General features: G+C 41.7%; 17 protein-coding genes. 8 read left to right on the top strand and 9 right to left on the bottom strand.

Features of this window, described 5'->3' with window-relative positions; translation table 11 throughout:
- Positions 1–544 precede the first annotated feature (544 nt).
- The 5 genes from OCU30_RS17300 to OCU30_RS13885 all read right to left on the bottom strand — a co-directional run bounded on the left by OCU30_RS17300 (position 545) and on the right by OCU30_RS13885 (position 6,695).
- Complete coding sequence (locus OCU30_RS17300) at positions 545–2,461, bottom strand: methyl-accepting chemotaxis protein (RefSeq protein WP_077314457.1); 1,917 nt, start codon at positions 2,459–2,461, stop codon at positions 545–547.
- 271 nt (positions 2,462–2,732) lie between these two features.
- The gene (arsJ, locus tag OCU30_RS13900; protein WP_077314458.1) at positions 2,733–3,977 is read right to left on the bottom strand and encodes an organoarsenical effux MFS transporter ArsJ; all 1,245 of its coding nucleotides are present in this window, start codon (positions 3,975–3,977) and stop codon (positions 2,733–2,735) included.
- Between the two features lie 12 nt (positions 3,978–3,989).
- Entirely contained in the window at positions 3,990–4,331 is a 342-nt protein-coding gene (locus tag OCU30_RS13895) for a metalloregulator ArsR/SmtB family transcription factor (protein WP_077314459.1), read from the bottom strand.
- 196 nt (positions 4,332–4,527) lie between these two features.
- Positions 4,528–6,150 (bottom strand): methyl-accepting chemotaxis protein, encoded by a 1,623-nt coding sequence (locus OCU30_RS13890; RefSeq protein ID WP_077314460.1) that lies wholly within the window; start codon positions 6,148–6,150, stop codon positions 4,528–4,530.
- A gap of 281 nt (positions 6,151–6,431) precedes the next feature.
- A complete protein-coding gene (locus tag OCU30_RS13885) occupies positions 6,432–6,695 on the bottom strand; it encodes a hypothetical protein (RefSeq protein ID WP_077314461.1) in 264 nt (87 codons plus the stop codon).
- A gap of 263 nt (positions 6,696–6,958) precedes the next feature.
- Between OCU30_RS13885 and OCU30_RS13880 the strand changes: the two genes are divergently transcribed.
- From OCU30_RS13880 to OCU30_RS13870, 3 genes are all read left to right on the top strand, one after another.
- Positions 6,959–7,549, top strand: coding sequence for a hypothetical protein (locus OCU30_RS13880; protein ID WP_139343485.1), 591 nt, complete (start codon positions 6,959–6,961; stop codon positions 7,547–7,549).
- Positions 7,550–8,024: 475 nt separating this feature from the next.
- Positions 8,025–8,783 carry a helix-turn-helix domain-containing protein gene (locus OCU30_RS13875; protein ID WP_083730722.1) on the top strand — a complete coding sequence of 253 codons (759 nt, stop codon included), beginning with the start codon at positions 8,025–8,027 and terminating at the stop codon, positions 8,781–8,783.
- 177 nt (positions 8,784–8,960) lie between these two features.
- Positions 8,961–9,869, top strand: coding sequence for an EamA family transporter (locus OCU30_RS13870; RefSeq protein WP_077314464.1), 909 nt, complete (start codon positions 8,961–8,963; stop codon positions 9,867–9,869).
- Between the two features lie 105 nt (positions 9,870–9,974).
- Here the strand turns inward: OCU30_RS13870 and OCU30_RS13865 are convergent, their stop codons facing one another.
- Positions 9,975–10,790, bottom strand: coding sequence for a transporter substrate-binding domain-containing protein (locus OCU30_RS13865; protein ID WP_077314465.1), 816 nt, complete (start codon positions 10,788–10,790; stop codon positions 9,975–9,977).
- 329 nt (positions 10,791–11,119) lie between these two features.
- On the opposite strand from OCU30_RS13865, the gene OCU30_RS13860 reads away from it, so the two are divergent.
- The 3 genes from OCU30_RS13860 to OCU30_RS13850 all read left to right on the top strand — a co-directional run bounded on the left by OCU30_RS13860 (position 11,120) and on the right by OCU30_RS13850 (position 13,574).
- On the top strand, positions 11,120–11,482 hold the full coding sequence (locus tag OCU30_RS13860) for a hypothetical protein (RefSeq protein ID WP_077314466.1): 363 nt from the start codon (positions 11,120–11,122) through the stop codon (positions 11,480–11,482).
- 89 nt (positions 11,483–11,571) lie between these two features.
- The gene (locus tag OCU30_RS13855) at positions 11,572–12,945 is read left to right on the top strand and encodes a sensor histidine kinase (RefSeq protein WP_235861859.1); all 1,374 of its coding nucleotides are present in this window, start codon (positions 11,572–11,574) and stop codon (positions 12,943–12,945) included.
- Entirely contained in the window at positions 12,942–13,574 is a 633-nt protein-coding gene (locus OCU30_RS13850; RefSeq protein ID WP_077314468.1) for a response regulator, read from the top strand. The genes OCU30_RS13855 and OCU30_RS13850 overlap by 4 nt, the downstream gene beginning before the upstream one ends.
- A gap of 59 nt (positions 13,575–13,633) precedes the next feature.
- Here OCU30_RS13850 and OCU30_RS13845 read toward each other — a convergent pair whose 3' ends face one another.
- Positions 13,634–14,146 carry a nicotinate-nicotinamide nucleotide adenylyltransferase gene (locus OCU30_RS13845; protein WP_077314469.1) on the bottom strand — a complete coding sequence of 171 codons (513 nt, stop codon included), beginning with the start codon at positions 14,144–14,146 and terminating at the stop codon, positions 13,634–13,636.
- A 109-nt stretch (positions 14,147–14,255) separates the two neighbouring features.
- Here OCU30_RS13845 and nadE point away from each other — a divergent pair, with 109 nt between their 5' ends.
- Entirely contained in the window at positions 14,256–15,086 is an 831-nt protein-coding gene (nadE, locus tag OCU30_RS13840; RefSeq protein ID WP_077314470.1) for an ammonia-dependent NAD(+) synthetase, read from the top strand.
- A 285-nt stretch (positions 15,087–15,371) separates the two neighbouring features.
- Positions 15,372–16,700 (top strand): anaerobic C4-dicarboxylate transporter, encoded by a 1,329-nt coding sequence (locus OCU30_RS13835; RefSeq protein ID WP_077314472.1) that lies wholly within the window; start codon positions 15,372–15,374, stop codon positions 16,698–16,700.
- A gap of 110 nt (positions 16,701–16,810) precedes the next feature.
- On the opposite strand, the gene OCU30_RS13830 is transcribed toward OCU30_RS13835, so the two are convergent.
- Together OCU30_RS13830 and ompW are read right to left on the bottom strand one after the other, a co-directional pair.
- Positions 16,811–17,722, bottom strand: coding sequence for an aldo/keto reductase (locus tag OCU30_RS13830; RefSeq protein WP_077314473.1), 912 nt, complete (start codon positions 17,720–17,722; stop codon positions 16,811–16,813).
- A gap of 181 nt (positions 17,723–17,903) precedes the next feature.
- Entirely contained in the window at positions 17,904–18,548 is a 645-nt protein-coding gene (gene ompW / locus OCU30_RS13825) for an outer membrane protein OmpW (protein ID WP_077314474.1), read from the bottom strand.
- Positions 18,549–18,861 lie beyond the last annotated feature (313 nt).

Genomic DNA, 18,861 nt, shown 5'->3' with positions numbered 1-18,861 from the left:
GAAGACGTGGAGTCCATAATCATTTCCTATGATATTACCCAGATTCCCAATGAGTGACAGCGCAAGATGTCCTCACCCATCAAGAATCACATTAGTAATGTTTAATATAATTCCCAGTGATAATATGTGTACAAATACGTGTCAGGTTCTGCCACAAATTTCAGCTGTTTTTTCTCTACCTTGGTTACGTTAACCAGATATTTAGGCGGCTAGACAATACCAGATTATTCATATATTTACACATAAATATGATATATATCACTCTAAGACAGGAATAAACGATAAGTGATAGATGAGCAATCCTAAATGAGCGTAAAGTTTAGGACCGTGCGAGAGAGAACCACCCTGTTTCTCTTTCAAACAACATGATGTGTAGGTGTAAGCGATAAGCGATAAACGCAAAAACATGACAAAACTACGAGACAACCTAAAATGGGGTCTGTTGATACTGTTTAAGCAAATAACCGCGACGCCAAAATAAAAAATCCGCTTTGTTCAAAACAAAGCGGATTAAGAGCACAAATCTACATGTATTTACAAAGTTCTACACTTTGAATCTCTGAATAATTTGCGTGAGCTGTTGGTTCACCTCAGCGACGGTTTTCATGCCGGATACGGCCTTATCACCATTACTTGCCAAGTTAGAGACAATGTCATTGAGCGCATTCATATTGCGACTGACATCTTGGGTTACGCTCGTTTGCTCTTCTGCAGCCGTCGCAATTTGTGTACTAATATCATTGATTTCAGAGATAGAATGAATCACTTTCTCTAAACCAACATGAACACTCTGCGATTCTTCTGCGGTTTGTTCGCACTGAGCTTTGGTTTGCTCCATCGCAATCACCACTTCTTGGCTACCATTAACCAGTTTTTTCAGCACTTCGCTAATCTGTTCGGTACTTTCTTTCGTACGATTCGCTAGTTTACGAACTTCATCAGCCACCACCGCAAAGCCTCGCCCCTGCTCACCAGCCCTTGCCGCTTCTATCGCCGCATTTAACGCCAACAAATTAGTTTGCTCAGAAATATCCCCAATCACGCCTAATATTTCACTAATATTTTTAGTCTCATCGTTCATCGTATTGACTCGTCGCGACGAGTTATCAACACCACTTATCAGCGAGGTAATATTATTTTGTGATTTCGCGACTAGCTTGCTCGATTCGTTACTTTCATCGTTAGTGCGCTGTGCCAAATTAGCCGCATTAGAAATGTCACTGGCCATTGCCGCGGTAGTCGCGCTCATTTCATCAATCGCCGTAACGACTTGTTCAGTTTCAATCACATGGTTATTGAGAATTTCTGAGTTTTCTTGCGACAGTTTCTCCATATCACCGATATTATCTTGTAGCGTTAAAGTCGCACTACGAATATCGATCATCATGGTTTGTAGCTTATCAACAAACAGGTTAACGCTTTGCGCAATTTGTCCTAAATCATCATCGGTGGTGACATCTAAGCGCTTAGTTAAATCAGCTTCTCCGCTCGATAATCCTTCTATCATCGCTTTTAAAGAAAGAATCGGACGATATATAATTTGGACAACAAAGAACGCGATGATCACACTAAGTAATACTAATATCAAAGTGGTCATGATCGCAGAATTACGTGCGGTGACTAAACTTGCAAAAACATCGGCTTTATTGACGACAATCGCAAAGTACCATTGTTTATTTGCTACGTTAATTTGATGGGAAAAAAGAATTTTTTCCGTGCCATTTGTAAATTCTTGAGTCGTGGACTTTTCGCTAACGAGTGATCCGGAAAGTGGCTTTAACCATGCAACCTCATTACCTTTCATTCCAGGCTTGACCGTCTTAGGATCTGAAGATGCAAGCAATGTTGTATCTTTATTAAAAATGAAAGCCATCGAGCCTTGTTCTTTTGCGATGTCGAGCACCAATTTATTTAAGAACCCGAGTTTCATATCTGCACCGATCATTCCTTGCTTAATACGCTGCACCATACTAATCCAGTAGACATTGGCATCACCTTCATCAGGATAAGGCTCTGTCATCGCGGGCGTTTGGGCATTACGCCCATCTTGATAGTAGCCTTGCTTGCGAATATCACCTTCAAACTTATGATTAGGCCAGCTCGAATTTTCTAGGTTCCAATACGCATAACCGCTATCTTCTAAGCCGATAAATGAGCTACCAGTATTTAAGGTTATCGCAAAAATAGAACTTAAATCGACAAAGTCTTGTGGAGTTTTAGCCGGTAAATCAGAAGACTGGTATCTTTCTCCAAGTCCTTTAAGGCCAGACACCTTTTCACTAATGAACTGTTCAACCAATAATGCTTGATCCACAACCAGTTGCTGGTTTGATTTGATAATTTGAGCTTTAAGCTCTTTTTTTTGCTGACTATAAGACAGATAGTTTGAAATAGTGACGGATATCCCGACCAGCGATAATATCGAAATCATCAATATTGGTTTAAGACCTAGTTTTTTCATCTTACGTCCTGTTGTCATAAAAGATGTAGCCGCGAGAGTATTATATTTATCGGCCTAACCTATTATAAGTTTAATCAAAAAGAATAAATAATGTAAAAAACACCTTTTTTACGAGGTGACCAACATCCTTGTTATTATATTCATATAAAAAAGATCCATAGATAAACGATCGCTTCTACTGCAAGTTACCCTCGCGCATTATTATCATTACGATAAGATTTTACAGCGAATTATGTATCTCCCAACTCTTTTATCCCTTATTTATCATAAGCTATTCGACAGTGTGTGTGACATTGCGATCGCTTGTTCGGGGTAACCACCAAGATAATAACGATGTAATGACTAAAAATACAAACGAGACCCACAAACACGCGCTAAAGCCCCATTGTTGAAATACCCACCCAGAAAGCATTGTGCCAATTAAACGTCCCATGGCATTGGCCATGTAATAGAATCCCACATCAAGTGAAACGCCGTCCTCTTTGGCATAACTAACAATTAAATATGAATGCAAAGAAGAGTTTATCGCAAATACTCCACCAAATACTAATAACCCAATGACGATAATCCACTCTGGATACCACTGCTGTTGCACGCTAAAAGCAATAATTGCAGTTACCAAAGATAGCCCAACGGCCCACTCGAGTGCAGAGCGTCCATCAGGGTTGCGTTCTGTATTACCCCCCATGGTGTAACGAGTAATCTGTGGAGCAAGACTTTGCACTATCCCGTAACCGATGATCCAAAGCGCGAGAAAACCACCGACTTCACTATGGGTCCAATCGAATACCGAGCCGAGATAAATAGGTAAAGCAATAACAAACCACACATCGCGAGCCCCAAATAGAAATAAACGTGCAGCAGACAATACATTTAGGTGTCGGGATTTAGAAAAAATATCAGAAAACTTAGGTTTGCTTTTCGCTTTACCCAGATCAGTGTGTAGCATGGCCAAGCTACCCATAAATACAAAGGTTAAAACCAGAGCCATGACGAGAACCGCATGCTGAAACCCTATCAAAGACAACAAAGCTCCACCAATAAAAAAACCCAGCCCTTTTAACGCATTTTTTGAACCAGTTAGAAGCGCTATCCAACGATATAATGCCCCTTGCGCATTCTTGGGCACTAACGATTTAATCGAGCTTTTGGCACTCATTTTATTGAGATCTTTTGCAATACCAGATAAAGCTTGAGCCGCCATAACCCAAGGGATCGCTAGGCTACTCTCGGGCACCGCCAGCATTAAGAGAGAGACAATTTGTAGCGCTAATCCCACATTCATTGTTCGATTAAGCCCTAATCGTGCGCCTATCCAACCGCCAATAAGATTCGTGACCACACCAAAAAACTCATAGAACAAGAATAAAGAAGCAATCGCAAATGTGGTGTACCCTAAATCGTAAAAGTACAACACGACCAACATACGCAATGCACCATCTGTTATCGTAAAATTCCAATAATTAAACGTTACCAGCATATATTGACGCACTTGATTATCTAACTTATACCACATAATCGCTTCCTGTTAACGGCAACATTCGTCGCGCTCTCTCATGGCATTCAAGCGTTGCATATCCTGTTGGTATTCCAAGCTCACACACGATGAATTCAGTAAGCTTTGAATTTGCTGATTCATCCACCCTGGTAGTTGATTTGCTAAACGATAAAACACCCATTGCCCTTGTCTTGTATCGACTATCACACCATTAGCGCGTAATAGTGCTAAATGGCGAGAAACTTTCGGTTGGCTTTCATTGAGTGCTGCTGTTATTTCAGCGACACACAGCCTCTCTTCTCTCGCAATTAATAATAAGCAGCGCACTCTGGTTTCATCGGCGAGCAATTTGAAAAACTGATGAAGTAGCATCTTTATCATCCATATATACGAATATCCATATATTTAATTTTTATGCCAATAAACACAATACATTACGTCAGAATTCATGAAAGATTCATTAAAATGGAGATAGATAAAAATAGGGAGAACGATCGATAGAAAACATTAACTACAAAAAACAAGGGGAAGCGTGCGCTTCCCCTTATGCTTGTATCCGCGGTAAACGTTACAATTTAAAGCGTTTAACTAATTGGTGAAGGTGCTCCGCCAATTTGGCCAACTCTTTACTCGATGCTGTTGTTTGATCTGAGCCAGCAGAGGTTTGTACTGACAGATCTCGGATGTGGGTAATGTTTTTATCGACACTTTGCGCAACGGTAGCCTGCTCTTCTGCGGCACTAGCAATCGTGGCATTTTGATCATTAATACCCGAAACAAGTACTGAAATCTCTTCAAACGATTCCCCGGCTTCTCGAGCTTTGCCAAGTGTCGTGCCAGCCATCGTGTTACTCTTCGACATGCTCTGTACCGCTTTATCGGTTTGTGAGCTAACCGTACTCATCATATCCTCGATATCGGTCGTTGAGGTTTGTGTACGATGAGCCAATGCTCTCACTTCATCAGCAACAACAGCAAAACCACGTCCATTTTCACCTGCTCGTGCTGCCTCTATCGCCGCGTTCAATGCTAACAAGTTCGTTTGGTCAGCAATTTCACGAATAACACTCAACACTTTACCGATATTTTGGATTTCTTTAGCTAATGACACCACACCCTGTTCCGAATCACCGATTTCATTTTTCAGTAAATCAACAGTTTTTATGGTTTCTGCTATTTTGATCTTCCCTTGTTGAGATTTTTCATCAACGACTTCGGAATTATCTCTTGCCGAATTCGCACTACGGGCTACTTCATCAATCGCCGTAGTCAATTCACTCACCGCGGTGGCAGCGTAATTCACTTCGTCACTTTGTTGAGTAATGTATTGCGAAGACTGGCTAGTTACCGCACTCAATTCTTCCGATGTAGCTGCTAGCTGCTGAGAAGAATCAGAAATCAAGGATAACGCATTTCTCAATTGTGCTTGCATATCCGCAAGCGCCTTAATCATTTGAGCCGCTTCATCTTTGCCGTCATCTTTGAATTTTTCGGTCAAATCACCGGAAGCAATCGTCTTGGCGATTTCTACAGAGCGATTTAAAGGAACAGTTAAACTTTTAGTGTAGAAAATCCCCATGACGCCCATTAGTGCCAGCGTGATAACAATACCAATCGTTAGGGCCATTTTTGATTCTTCAAAACTGACCGTTGCTTTATTGTTATCATCATCCGCACGCTCTTTTTGAAACGCCATATACTTGTCGAGCGTTTTTCTCAATTCAATCGCAGCAGGCATCACAGTCTGATTACGATATTTAATGGATTCTTCCATTTTGTTATCACGAGAAAGAGCAAAAAGTGTCGGTAAGGTTTCCATCATTTTGTCATTAAGAAGACGCACTTCATCGTATAATTTTTTCGATTCAGTCGTATTGGAATACGCTTCCATTCTCTTTTCACTGACATCGTATCGACTAGAGATATCGTCTACCTGCTTAATGAGGCTTTCCACCGTTTGTGTATCCTTGGCATCGGAAATCGTATTAATACGAACTTGCATTAAGAGTATCGCGCTTGCCATATCAGCAACCGTCATAATAGCGGGCATACGATGTTGAGTGAGTACATCTGTGGTATCATTGAGTTTTGATAACTGTGAAGAAGCAAACACTCCCAAGATAATCGTAATTATCCCTATAATTCCGAACAACAACGCTGTTCTGATTCCAATGTTGATATTTCTAATCATTACTTCTCTCCAAGTCGGCATTAAAGGTTTTCAATGCCAGGCGCACCAAACATATATGGTTATTACACATAGTAGAGCGAAGAATAAATCTTCGCCAATAGAATATGTAAGAATTAAAGACTTTTTATATTCATATGATTAAAAGACAAGAGAGCTCACAAATTGGTGTGTCGTGTGAGATGAGCTGTAGCGGGAAAGCTTAAGGGATGAGTACGAAAATGTAGCGTTATAAATGTAAAACAGCGTGTCATATTTTTAAGATAACACGCTGAGTAATAGCACTATTGTGAGTCTTTTGCGCGTATCTCAATAAGTTTCTTACGGAAGAAATGCCACTTGATAAAATGTGAAACGCTCATCACTAATGGGAAAACAATAATCGGCATTATCATATCTTTGGTAGACATTTCATTGGTAAATTTAGTCAGCACAATAAAAATAATCGCAGTAAATAAGCCAAATTTTAATCCTCCGTCAATCAAGGTATATCGCCATTTACCCATATTAACGATTTTTTCTAAGCGAGTTTGCATAGATTGAGACATAAACACTCCTAAAGTAGATTCTTGAGAACTCTACCATAAGCACGTGAAGACTCGAAACGGATCTTATGCTTAATTAGCAGACTCATAGACAGCTATTGCGCCACATCGTGATGGGTAAAATAAAGGTAACGATGTGATTAACCTCAATAAACGTCTTAATAATGGGAAGAATACGAATTTTCTAACGCCATAACAACAAAACTATCATTATTAACTGCTATGATACTCATATGCACACTATTGATTGATTAAATGCAGAGAGTATGACCAATAGATTCTTTTTCCTTACAGGATTTGTAACCCTATCCTTATTACTGACTAGCACCCTGAGTACCGACATCATTGTCCGTTATGCGGATCACCTGTCACTACTCGCATTTCTGCCGAGCGCAGGAATTGGCTGCTACTGTATGCTGGATTATCTACATACTTACTATATGAATACGCGGCATTACCACGCATCTCAAGAAGAAATACACCGCGTACTACGCCAAGTACAAGTTAGAGGCGTGCAATTCAAAGCCCTGTGTAGCGATAATACCGTAATGTTGATCCCCAATAATTTGCCACTTCATCAGACAGCGGATCCAAGTCAACATCACAAGGTGTATGTATTGAAATTAACGGTAGATAATAAACGTAAGGTGATTCATTGTGATGATCGTTTTTTTCGAACGTCAGACGCGATGACTATCGATGTTTTAAACCGTAGTTTTACTCACCCAATACGATGTGTTTACAGTAAATTTAACCTAATTAATCAGCAAGACGAACCTGTTGCGTTAAGTAGTAACATCGTACGCCAACAACTACATTTAGCAATAAGTGGTCACGGATGGTCGCTACGCTGTTAATCACTTGGTTTAAAAAAAGGGCAAACATACGTTTGCCCTTTTAAGTCATCATTTTGCTTTTTAGTGAACATCGATGAGCGCACGCTATAAAGCGTTGAGACCATAGCAAAATGGATTGATTGTTATGTGAGAATACTGTTAATAATCCGCTAAAACGTACATCCACCGGTTTATTTCGATATGAATCTTACCCTATGTCTCTCATACGACATCAGCATGATATCGGTATATTTTTAAGCTAGCCAGTGCATCACACCCGTGACTCGGGACCTACTCACTATTGACCACTCACTGTTATTTTTAGGGTACTGAGTCCAAAAAAGAAAAAAGATTCGGCGTATCAGTGATTTATTATATCACTTCTCTTAAAATGCGGGATTCATCTACTCTAAGGGCAAACGTTAGTATTAGGCGAAAGCTCCCAAGTACATACAACATCTCTGTTTCACACACATACCAAGGTGCTTCTTTGGACATGAATAAGAATATCTATCCATTCATTGCTGACGAAATAAAATTTCACCTAAAAAAACAAGCGATCAGCTATAAACAACTTGGAGACTGCCTGGGCGTTTCTGAAAAGACCATTGCTCGCTCACTCAATAATCATCAATCGTTAAGTATTGAGCGACTGAGTTTGATCAGTAATATTATCAACGTACCTCTATCGAAATTGCTCGCGGTGGCGGAAAAACAGATGTCGCGTGTGCATTACTTTACACAAGAGCAAGATATGCTAATGGCTGAAACTCTCTGCTTATACGATCTGCTCTGCTTACTCTATGATGAATATTGCCGCGAGAGACTCGCACATGCACTTAACTGCACGCTGACCAATGTGAATGACTACTTAATGCAACTAGAGTCTGTAGGGTTGATCGCCATTCATTCGTTAACTAATGTTTCCGTACTAGTCCCCAAGCATACTATGTTTCCTGAACCTTCTCAGTATATCGTTAAAAAACGCCAACATACGCTCAATAAACTCATTCAGTCTTGCCATCAAACAGATAATATTTCAGCATCCATCAAGCTTGTTTATGCTCAGCTAAGTGAAGAGGAATATGTCGCGTTTCTCAGCAACATCAAACAGTATCTTTCACAGCTCGTCACACCAACGTACTATAAGCCACAGTTGAATAAAAAAACCTATACGATCGCATTATTATCAAATGAAACGGTTGAATCCGCTGGGAATATTGCCTACCCACTGTCGTTATCGATGACGACATAAGTGCTTTAGCAACATCGCTACAGCCAAGTCTCCAAGCACCTGTATAAGTAGCTTGTCAGGCAATGATTTTTAATGCAATCTGTTTAACAACAAGCCACAGAGTCAATGGGAGCTGATCGGATAAACGCTTCATCACAATGCTAAATGGCTCTCAATTATTCATGATAAGGATATCGAATGTCTCTGCGCGATCGTTTGCTCGCTCTAACAATAATACTCGCTTGGGGAGTCAACTTTGTAGTGATTAAAGTTGGCTTGCAAGGCATGCCCCCTCTACTTTTAGCGGGGTTACGTTTTCTGCTCGTTGCTTTTCCGGCGGTACTATTTATTCCTCGTCCCCAATTACCCGTTAAATGGCTTTTCCTCTACGGGATGACGATAAGTTTTGGACAATTTGCCTTATTGTTTTGGGCATTAAGTGCGGGGCTTTCCGCAGGACTGGCTTCATTGTTATTGCAAGTACAAGCATTTGTTACCATTTTACTCAGCTCTATATTGTTCAAAGAACGCATTCGCAAACACAATATTATTGCGATGATAGTCGCTATTATAGGTATTACACTCCTCGCGACCGCCCATGAGGTCGGTGATACGTCGATTACTTGGTTTACCCTGGCATTAGTGCTTGGCGCAGCATGTTCTTGGGCGCTAGGAAATATCAACAACAAAGTTATTTTATCGAATTACTCAGTCCCTACGATGTCATTAATTGTATGGAGCGCTATTTTTCCAATGATAGCTTTTTTCTTCACGTCTTATTTCATAGACGGTATCAACGTGATCTTGCCTGCGTTGCATAATATCGCATGGCATAATATTGGCGCGTTATTATATTTATCGTTCATTGCAACCATCGTCGGGTACGGCGGCTGGAGTTACTTATTAAGCCGCTATCAAACCTCGTTAATTGCGCCGCTATCTTTGCTTGTTCCCGTGTTTGGGCTCATGTCAGCCTGGTTGCTACTTGGTGAAACACTCAGCCTGCAGCAATGGATTGGCGCCGTTATCGTCGCTCTAGGCTTACTCTACAATACTTTTGGCGCAAAACTATTGCCAAAAACAAAAACGGTCATCATGGAACAATGAGCCTTAAAAGCTCCACACTCTCATGCCACACGGTAAAAACCACAATATAGATAATAAAAAACCAGCACAGTATGCTGGTTTTTTTATTAATTTGATTTTACGTATTTATTGAACTTGAGATACCCACGTATCCGTCTCAAACCACTTGTGATAGATACGCTGATACGTGCCATCACCTTTAATTTGTTTGATGTAGTTATTCAACACATTTAAGAAGTCTTGATCGCCACGTCGAATCGCCCAGCCTACCGGTTCATAAGTAAAAGGCTTATCTAAGTGAATAATTTTACCTTTATGCTGAGCCGCATACATCGCGTTATAAGGGAAATCGTAAACAAATGCATCCGCTTTATTATTCATCACTTGCAAAACAGCATCCGCAGAGGTATCGAACAAATCGAGTTTCGCATTATAAAGGTACTTTTTCGCGCCCTGCGCACCAGTAGTGCCCATTTGGGTAGTCACTGTATATTTCGAGTTGTTCAAATCACGATAACTATGAATTTTATCTTTCAGTTTCGGGGAGATGAGAACGGTTTGACCCATTTTAATATACGAGTCTGCAAACAAGACATTGAGATTACGTTTTTGGGTCACTGTCATACCCGCAATGAAATCACACTTACCGGTTTTGAGTGCCGGGACAATTCCATCCCATGCTGTATTCACTGGCACAAACTTGACCCCCAACGAGCGCGCTAAATGTTTGCCTAAATCAATATCAAACCCAACATAGCGGCCATCTTTTGACGTCATTTCAAAAGGAATGTAACCCGCCTCAAAACACAGTCTTAATTCACCCGATTTTTGAATGTGATCAATCGTATCGGCTTGAGCAGAAAAGCTCGAAAGTGCCGCGCTTGCGAGCGCTGAGCTCACGAGAAAATGTCGACAATATTGTTGTAATGTATTCGTTGTCATATCTCTTTCAATCCATTTATACACAGAGTTCCTGTTAAGCACTATAAGGTAGCGGAAAATCTCATGTAAATAAACCATGAACCGTCGGTTTACAGCTGCGCCACCCCATACACAATGCTTATATATTATATCGATTTTAAAAAATTGACTGTTTTATCATCAATAAGCGAGGTTGTACTCTCCATAAACATGGAATTCACTGCTATTGACTACGTTGACCACCGCCAAGCCTAGACTGCCAAATAAACATTTGCACAAAAAACAACCAAATCTAAAAAGACGTTCTATCATTAGGGAGTGGATGCACTGAGCACAAAGTAGGGAATGCTATGACTCTAGATACACCTTTATTAACCGATACCCATCATGCAATTTTAAAAAAAATTGGCGAAGATACCTGTAAGTTTTTTGATCAAGCAACTTTTCATTTTTCTGCTAGCACACAATACCCTGCACTATTTGATCTCGACATTATCCCTGCCAATGGGTCTTGTATCTCGCTCACTTCTTGGTGTGATGAGGATAGTGACACCATTGTGATCGGTTTCGGTGATGAAAACTCGGTATTTCAACGTCTCCGACTCACACCAGTAAGCCATGAGCTTTATGAGTATCAACGGGATAACCTGTGTTTTTTTATTGATGGCGTGATCGCGCGCATGATAGAAACCGAGTCGATGACGATTAACTGACTCGCCGATAATCCCTGACATAGGCAGGAGGATATCTCGGTAAAAGGTTTGATTGTCTTACAGGCCTGCAGTAGACTCAGGCTATGGATATGTTACTGCTTTTTAAGTTTTACTTAGTCTTTGGGTTAGCCTTCTTTGCGATTTTTTTCGCGATATTTTTTCGTAACTTAAAAAATAGTCGCATCCGTATTGCCCGCTACCTTCCCATGTTTGCTATTTTTGGCTTACTGCAAGGTTTTCACGTCTGGTCTGATTTCTACCTCTTGTTATATCAACATGAATATCATACGACTGAAAATATCGAAACCTTTCGCGCGATAAAAATATGGGGATCTTTTCTCACCTTGAGCTCCTTTGCTTGGTGCATGATGGATTATACCCATTGGCAACGTGTGACCTTCATACGTAATACGATGTTAATCGTACTCGTGATTTTTTCCATTGGGTTGATTTATCGCTATCACCAACTCAACTACACATTGTTTATTGAACAAACTCTCAACCAAATTCGATGGATCTTTGGGATGGGCTCGAGCGTACTGGCTGGTGCAACTGTCTATACCTATGCAAAACATATTGAGGAAGATGGTTATGGCAGTGCCCCTCCTTTTCAATGGTTAGGTATCGCTCTTATTTGCTACGGATGTAGTGTAGGTTTTATCAGTGAATCGATGAGTATTTGGTTTCAGAGCCTACGCTTAATCTGTGCATACGGTATGCTCATTGCGCTGTGGTATGCGTTACGTGTATTTGATGAAGAGCGCGATAAGCAGCTGCAAACCACCGTGCAAACCTCTCAACAAGACGCCAAACTCATTGAGCTTGGTGAGCTAACGTCGGCCGTTGCCCATGAAATAAAAACCCCTTTAAGTAGCGCATTAATGAGCTGTGACCTATTAGAAATGCAGCTCAGTGATAACGAGCAGTACTCTCGGCAGATCAACCGGATTCGCTATGGTCTAGCCCGCGCGTCAGAAATCAGCCAAGAAGTTCTTAATTATGCTCACCACAAACAAATCAAACGGATCCCTCTGTCGTTACACAAAGTGATCGAGTCCGCCATCTCGCTCAACCAGTTCCGTTTAGAGGATTTTACGCTGGATATTTCATTAGATGATAAGCTTGAAATTTCTGGTGACGCTGGGCTATTAGAAGAAGTATTTAGCAATATTATTAGTAATGCCGTTGATGCCAGCCAGCATGATAAAATTCTGCATGTGTATGGCTACCAAGATAAGTTATCCGCGATCGTACAATTATCCGACCACGGAGGGGGTATGCCAGAGACACTATTAGCAAAAGCCACCCAACCGTTTTTTACGACCAAAGAAAAAGGCGATGGTACCGGTATGGGCCTGGCGCTATGTAAACAAACGATTTTACAGCATAATGGTGAACTGCGCTTATCCAATAATCCACATGGCTTAGTGGTCGAAGTGCGGTTACCGAGGAATACATTATGACGTTACAACTTCTACTCGCTGAGGATGACCCTCAACTACGTGAAGTATTACAAGAAGCCCTTACTATTGAAGGATTTGAGGTGATTGCCTGTAACAATGCCGAGGACGCGCTTGATAAAGCCGCTGAGCAATCCTTTGATCTTGCTCTGTTCGATGTAGTGATGGGGGGAATGACCGGAATTGACGCGCTGACACAACTCCGCCGTCTACAGCCAAATATTGGTGTGATAGTGACCACGGCCTTTGCCACCGTCAATCTCGCTGTCGATGCCATGAAAAAAGGCGCCGATGAGTTTTTAACCAAACCATTTAATTTGGCGGCATTGTCGGTAACGCTCAAACGTGTACATGCAGAGCACGCTCCAAAAGCGAACATTGATGAAAGTGACCATGATTCGATTTTTAGCGCCCTATCGAATCCGATTCGTCGCTCAGTCGTAAAACAACTTAAGATCCACCGTAAACTTAAGTTTATGGATTTATGTCGTGTCGTCGGCATAGAAGATCACACCAAGTTCAACTTTCACTTACGACAACTCGTCAATAGCGGCTTGGTCGTCAAAGAAGAAGGCCGAGTCTACTCGCTGACCGACCAAGGCTTACAAATTTATTCGACTTTACTACAATAAACTGTGGGACAATAAAGCGCACTTATGTGCTCTTTATTGTCTCGCTAATCACCGCGGGCTTAATACCATTGCTGCTGGTGGAGCATATGAACGACTGTCGGCGTGGTCAGTTCATCAATAGGCAAACTTTGCGACAATCGCTCACGAATATCAGTACTGCGAATCGGCAGTGTTTGTGGGCAAGCCATCACACTCCATTGATTCAAAATGTCGTCAGCGTGTGCAAATTGCCCAAATTTAAACAAATTGTCTGGCCCGATAATGAACGTAAACTCATCGCTCGGATATTGTTGCTGTAATGCCGAGAGTAACGCATAAGTCGTCACACTTTGCCCAGGCTCTAGTAACGTTTCTTCAATGCGAGACAAGGCAACATGACTGAGTCCAAGATCGCCAATAAAGGCATTAATCAATTCGCAACGACTGGAATAATCCAGCATATTTTTTCCCCACGCATGGGAAATACTTGGAATCAGCAAAACGCGATCAAAATGGCTTAATCGCTCAATCACGCTTTTATGCCCCAAAGACGGTGGATTGAATGCACTACCGAAGACAGCAATTTTTGGCATAGTTTCCTCTAAACAATGAGAATGCAGTTTTCTCTGTTTTCTAATTCAATGATTAAGGTATGATAATACGATATTTTTGTATTACATGCAGGAAGAAAAAGGAAGAGTAATGGAACAAATTATACGTGAAGAGATGCATGTTCTGGCAAGCATCGAACCTAAATTTGAAATTGAGCGTCGTGTTAACTTCATCAAAGGCAAATTGCGAGAAGCAGGCTGTCGCACTTTGGTTCTCGGTATCAGTGGCGGCGTTGATTCCACTACTTGTGGTCGTCTCGCTCAGTTAGCCATTGACCAATTAAACCAAGAAACCGACAGTCAAGATTATCGTTTTATCGCCGTACGTCTGCCTTATGGCGAACAAAAAGATGAAGAAGAAGCACAATTAGCGCTCTCTTTTATCAAGCCAACCCATTCTGTGGCGGTTAACGTAAAACCCGGTGTGGATGGCATTCATGCGTCAACTCGCACTGCATTGGCAGATACCGATCTTCTTCCTAGTGACGAATCGAAAGTCGACTTTGTTAAAGGTAACGTCAAAGCCCGCGCACGTATGGTCGCGCAATATGAAATCGCAGGTTATACCGGCGGGCTGGTCATCGGTACTGACCACTCAGCAGAAAATGTGACAGGGTTCTACACCAAATATGGTGACGGTGCCTGTGATATCGCCCCACTGTTTGGCTTGAATAAACGCCAAGTTCGTCAAGTAGGAGCAGCGCTTGGCGCGCCACAAGTGCTAGTGGATAAAACGCCGACAGCCGATTTAGAAGAGCTGTCACCACAAAAAGCCGATGAAGAAGCACTCAGCTTGACTTACGATCAAATTGATGACTTTTTGGAAGGTAAACCCGTACCAGATGCAGTCATTGAGCGAATTGTCGCTATTTATACCGCCACTCAGCATAAGCGCCAACCGATCCCAACTATTTATGATTAAACGGTGAATCGTCACGGTTGCGGTGGCGTAACGTAACTTGTTTAAAAAAGCCCATGGCGGATAGACTTTCCACCATGGGCTTTTTATATCTCTGCGCGGCACGCCATTGAAAAGCCACGTGTTGATCCAACTGCGCACAGCATGAACAGGATAGAGTGTGAAATAACTCAAATTTTTGATGATCATTTTGTTTATCTGTATAAAACTTGATTTTACAACCGTCTTTTCTGCCTAAGTCATTAGACAATCACTCTCGAATTCTGCCTTTTTTAAGAGAGTAAACTTATGTTATATCTGCAGTTCTTTTTTCTGCTTTGTATGCTTTATATTGGCTCACGTTACGGGGGCATCGGCTTAGGCGTTGTCTCAGGAATTGGGTTGGTCATCGAAGTCTTCGTCTTCCATATGCCCCCGACCTCTCCACCGATTACGGTAATGCTGATTATTCTTGCCGTGGTGACCTGCGCCTCTATTTTGGAAGCGGCAGGCGGATTAAAATATATGCTCCAAATTGCCGAACGCTTGCTAAGGAAGAATCCAAAGCGGGTAACGTTAATCGCGCCTTTCGTGACCTATTTTATGACGTTCATGCTCGGTACAGGCCATGCCGTGTACTCGATTATGCCCATCATTGGAGATGTGGCATTAAAAAATAATATTCGTCCAGAACGGCCAATGGCCGCCGCCTCTGTCGCTTCACAAGTTGGGATTACGGCCTCGCCTATCTCAGCTGCGGTGGTATATTACTTAGCTCAACTGTCGGATATTAATCATCACATTACTTTGCTTTCGATATTAATGGTCACCATCCCTTCAACTCTATTTGGGGTACTATTAATGTCACTCTACAGCATGCGCCGTGGTAAAGATCTTGAATGTGATCCCGAATACCAAGCCAAACTGCAAGACCCGCAATTTAAAGCACGGATAGAAAGCACTACTGCGACAACGCTCAATGAAACGCTGCCTACCTCTGCACGTAATGCCGTACTCCTATTTATATTGGCACTATTGTCTATTGTATTCATCGCGATGTGGCCAGGAGTGCGCACCATTGTTGATGGCTCTTCGCCCATAAAAATGACGGTCATCATTCAGATGATGATGCTGTGTTTTGGCGGCATAATCTTATTGGTCACGAAAATGGATCCCAAAAAAGTACCGAACGGCGTGGTATTTAAATCCGGAATGGTAGCAGCCATCGCTATTTATGGCATTGCCTGGATGTCAGATACCTATTTCCAATATGCGATGCCACAATTTAAAGCTGGCATTATTGATATGGTGACAGATTATCCGTGGACATTTGCATTGGCGCTGTTCATTGTCTCCGTCGTTGTCAACTCACAGGCCGCCGTAGCTCGTATGATGTTACCCGTAGGATTAGGACTTGGATTACCGCCCGCCTTAGTGATCGGGTTAATGCCTGCGCTTTATGGGTACTTTTTCATTCCTAATTACCCATCCGATATTGCCACGGTGAACTTTGATACTACAGGCACAACCAAAATAGGAAAATGGTATTTTAATCATTCGTTTATGGCTGTTGGTTTAATTGCAGTGGTAAGTGGTTCATGCATGGGATACCTCTTAGGCCAAATCGTGATCGGATGAGACCAATGCACGCCAAAATATACACCACTACAAATATTCTCCTATAAATGCACAAAAGGCGAAGCCATGCTTCGCCTTTGTATAGACAGTGCTTGTTCATTCACGCTGCGTTAAGGTACTTCTTGTCCCATTGATGCGGTCCAAATTTCATACCACTGTTCGCGTGTCATTTCTAATGATAAGGAATCGACCGCATTTTTTACGCGTTCAATTTTGCCTGATCCCAAAACAGGTAACGGCTTAGAAGGCAAGCGACGAATCCACGCATAAATCACTTGTGAAATATTGTCTGCGCCTATCTCTTCACCAACAGAAGTTAATGCATTGACAACTCGGCGAGTCCGCGCATCATAACTATTGGCAAATAACTCGCCTTGGGCTAAGCAAGACCACGCCATTGGACGTACCCGTGCTTGTTGTAATTGATCAAGTGTCCCATCGTGGGCAACGTCAAAGTTTAGCGGATTTATCTCCACTTGATTAGTGACCAAGGGAAGATCCAAGCGAGACTGCAACAAAGAAAACTGCGAAGGCTCAAAGTTGGAGACACCAAACGCACCGACTTTGCCACTCTGATGTAGGTGATGAAAAACATCGGCAACTTCATCCGCATCCATAAGTACATCAGGACGATGGATTAACAATACATCCAATTTATCCACGCCTAATAAACGCAAAGAATTCTCAACAGATTGCTGAATATGCGTAGCGCTCGTATCATAATGCTTGATCTTACGCTGTGGCTGTTTGTCTGTTAATAGCTGAATATCACATTTGGTCACAATCTGCAGTTGTTCTCTTAAGGCTGGCTTAATAGACAGCACTTCACCAAACATCTGCTCAGCTTCATACAACCCGTATACGTCAGCATGATCGACAGTCGTGATCCCTAACTCCATATGCTGTTGTAGAAAAGCTAACCGTTCTTGAGTGCTCATGTTCCAATCAGTGTAACGCCAGTACCCTTGTACTAATTCTGATAATTCGGGCCCATTTGGCGCCATTGTCACTTGTTCTACCATTCAATACTCCTTTTATTCCATTGCATCATAAAGGGCCAAACTCAGCGGTACAATGGTCATCGCATTAAATTGCTTTCACTATCACACTCACTCACATGTTTCCCTATCGATCTCTTTAAAAAACAAAAAAGCATGCGAAAACGCATGCTTTTTTTTTTGACAATATGGGTAATAAGTTTGCTTAAAATTTGTAGCCCACAGACGCCATAAACACCAAAGGATTAATATCGACATTCGTGCTGTGTTCATCACCGGCGACTTTATAATGAGCGGTGGTTCTGATGTCGGTATACCATACTGCAGCATTCACTAACCAGTGTTCATTTACCTGGTAATCGACACCGATATCTAATGCCGCACCCCAAGAGTTATCAAGATCTAAATCGCTTAGGCCCGCATCTTTACCTGTATCATTGAAGCTGTTGTCGTAAAAATTGGTGAAATTGACACCAACACCTGCATATGGCTGCCATTTAGCTGCTGGTTCATTAAAATAATAATTAACCATTAACGTTGGTGGCAATTGTTTCGTTGTGGCTACTTCACCTAAACCGCCAAAGTCCGTTGAAATATCATGTTCAAAAGGAGTGGCACCAAGCAGTTCAAGGCTGATGTGATCTGTCAGCATATAGTCGATAGTTAGACCAAGCTGAGCAGCAGAATTTACTTTTAGCCCATCGTTAGAGTCTAAAATATCATCACTTGAATCCAATGGAACAACCGCTGCGAGACCCGCTCGCACGAAGATATCACCTTGTTGATGAGCGAGAACATTAGCTGAAAAGAGAGCAGAGATGACAGCTAATCCACATAATGTTTTTTTCATGATTTCCTTTCCTTATTTGGAGAGCTAGGATAATTGTCTTTACAGGAAATGAGGCTAACACATAAAAACCACACTATTTTGATGGAAATCAATTTGTATCAAGTTATGAAAAAAAATGAGCATTTATGATGCATTCATCCGAAAACAAGCAATGCATTGACACATTCTGGCTACCCAGTATTTATGATGACACCGACAAGCCAACAACGCTTTTATAAAAAATATCCTCACTAGAACATAGGCCCTAACCTCTCATTTTTCATAGAAATGCGCGAAACACCCAACCACTCACCAAAATACGCTACTTAGACAT

Origin of the sequence: Vibrio palustris (assembly GCF_024346995.1) — a bacterium.
In the GTDB taxonomy this organism is placed as follows: domain Bacteria; phylum Pseudomonadota; class Gammaproteobacteria; order Enterobacterales; family Vibrionaceae; genus Vibrio; species Vibrio palustris.
This window is presented reverse-complemented; position numbering and strand designations above follow the sequence as displayed.

Excerpts from the sequence above, each read along its gene's own strand:
- OCU30_RS13845 (WP_077314469.1), bottom strand. The coding sequence starts at position 14,146 with ATGCCAAAAATTGCTGTCTTCGGTAGTGCATTCAATCCACCGTCTTTG.
- OCU30_RS13835 (WP_077314472.1), top strand. The coding sequence starts at position 15,372 with ATGTTATATCTGCAGTTCTTTTTTCTGCTTTGTATGCTTTATATTGGC.
- OCU30_RS13865 (WP_077314465.1), bottom strand. The coding sequence starts at position 10,790 with ATGACAACGAATACATTACAACAATATTGTCGACATTTTCTCGTGAGC.
- OCU30_RS13860 (WP_077314466.1), top strand. The coding sequence starts at position 11,120 with ATGACTCTAGATACACCTTTATTAACCGATACCCATCATGCAATTTTA.
- OCU30_RS13850 (WP_077314468.1), top strand. The coding sequence starts at position 12,942 with ATGACGTTACAACTTCTACTCGCTGAGGATGACCCTCAACTACGTGAA.
- OCU30_RS13880 (WP_139343485.1), top strand. The coding sequence starts at position 6,959 with ATGACCAATAGATTCTTTTTCCTTACAGGATTTGTAACCCTATCCTTA.
- nadE (WP_077314470.1), top strand. The coding sequence starts at position 14,256 with ATGGAACAAATTATACGTGAAGAGATGCATGTTCTGGCAAGCATCGAA.
- OCU30_RS17300 (WP_077314457.1), bottom strand. The coding sequence starts at position 2,461 with ATGAAAAAACTAGGTCTTAAACCAATATTGATGATTTCGATATTATCG.
- OCU30_RS13875 (WP_083730722.1), top strand. The coding sequence starts at position 8,025 with ATGAATAAGAATATCTATCCATTCATTGCTGACGAAATAAAATTTCAC.
- OCU30_RS13830 (WP_077314473.1), bottom strand. The coding sequence starts at position 17,722 with ATGGTAGAACAAGTGACAATGGCGCCAAATGGGCCCGAATTATCAGAA.
- arsJ (WP_077314458.1), bottom strand. The coding sequence starts at position 3,977 with ATGTGGTATAAGTTAGATAATCAAGTGCGTCAATATATGCTGGTAACG.
- OCU30_RS13895 (WP_077314459.1), bottom strand. The coding sequence starts at position 4,331 with ATGCTACTTCATCAGTTTTTCAAATTGCTCGCCGATGAAACCAGAGTG.
- OCU30_RS13855 (WP_235861859.1), top strand. The coding sequence starts at position 11,572 with ATGTTACTGCTTTTTAAGTTTTACTTAGTCTTTGGGTTAGCCTTCTTT.
- OCU30_RS13890 (WP_077314460.1), bottom strand. The coding sequence starts at position 6,150 with ATGATTAGAAATATCAACATTGGAATCAGAACAGCGTTGTTGTTCGGA.
- ompW (WP_077314474.1), bottom strand. The coding sequence starts at position 18,548 with ATGAAAAAAACATTATGTGGATTAGCTGTCATCTCTGCTCTCTTTTCA.
- OCU30_RS13870 (WP_077314464.1), top strand. The coding sequence starts at position 8,961 with ATGTCTCTGCGCGATCGTTTGCTCGCTCTAACAATAATACTCGCTTGG.
- OCU30_RS13885 (WP_077314461.1), bottom strand. The coding sequence starts at position 6,695 with ATGTCTCAATCTATGCAAACTCGCTTAGAAAAAATCGTTAATATGGGT.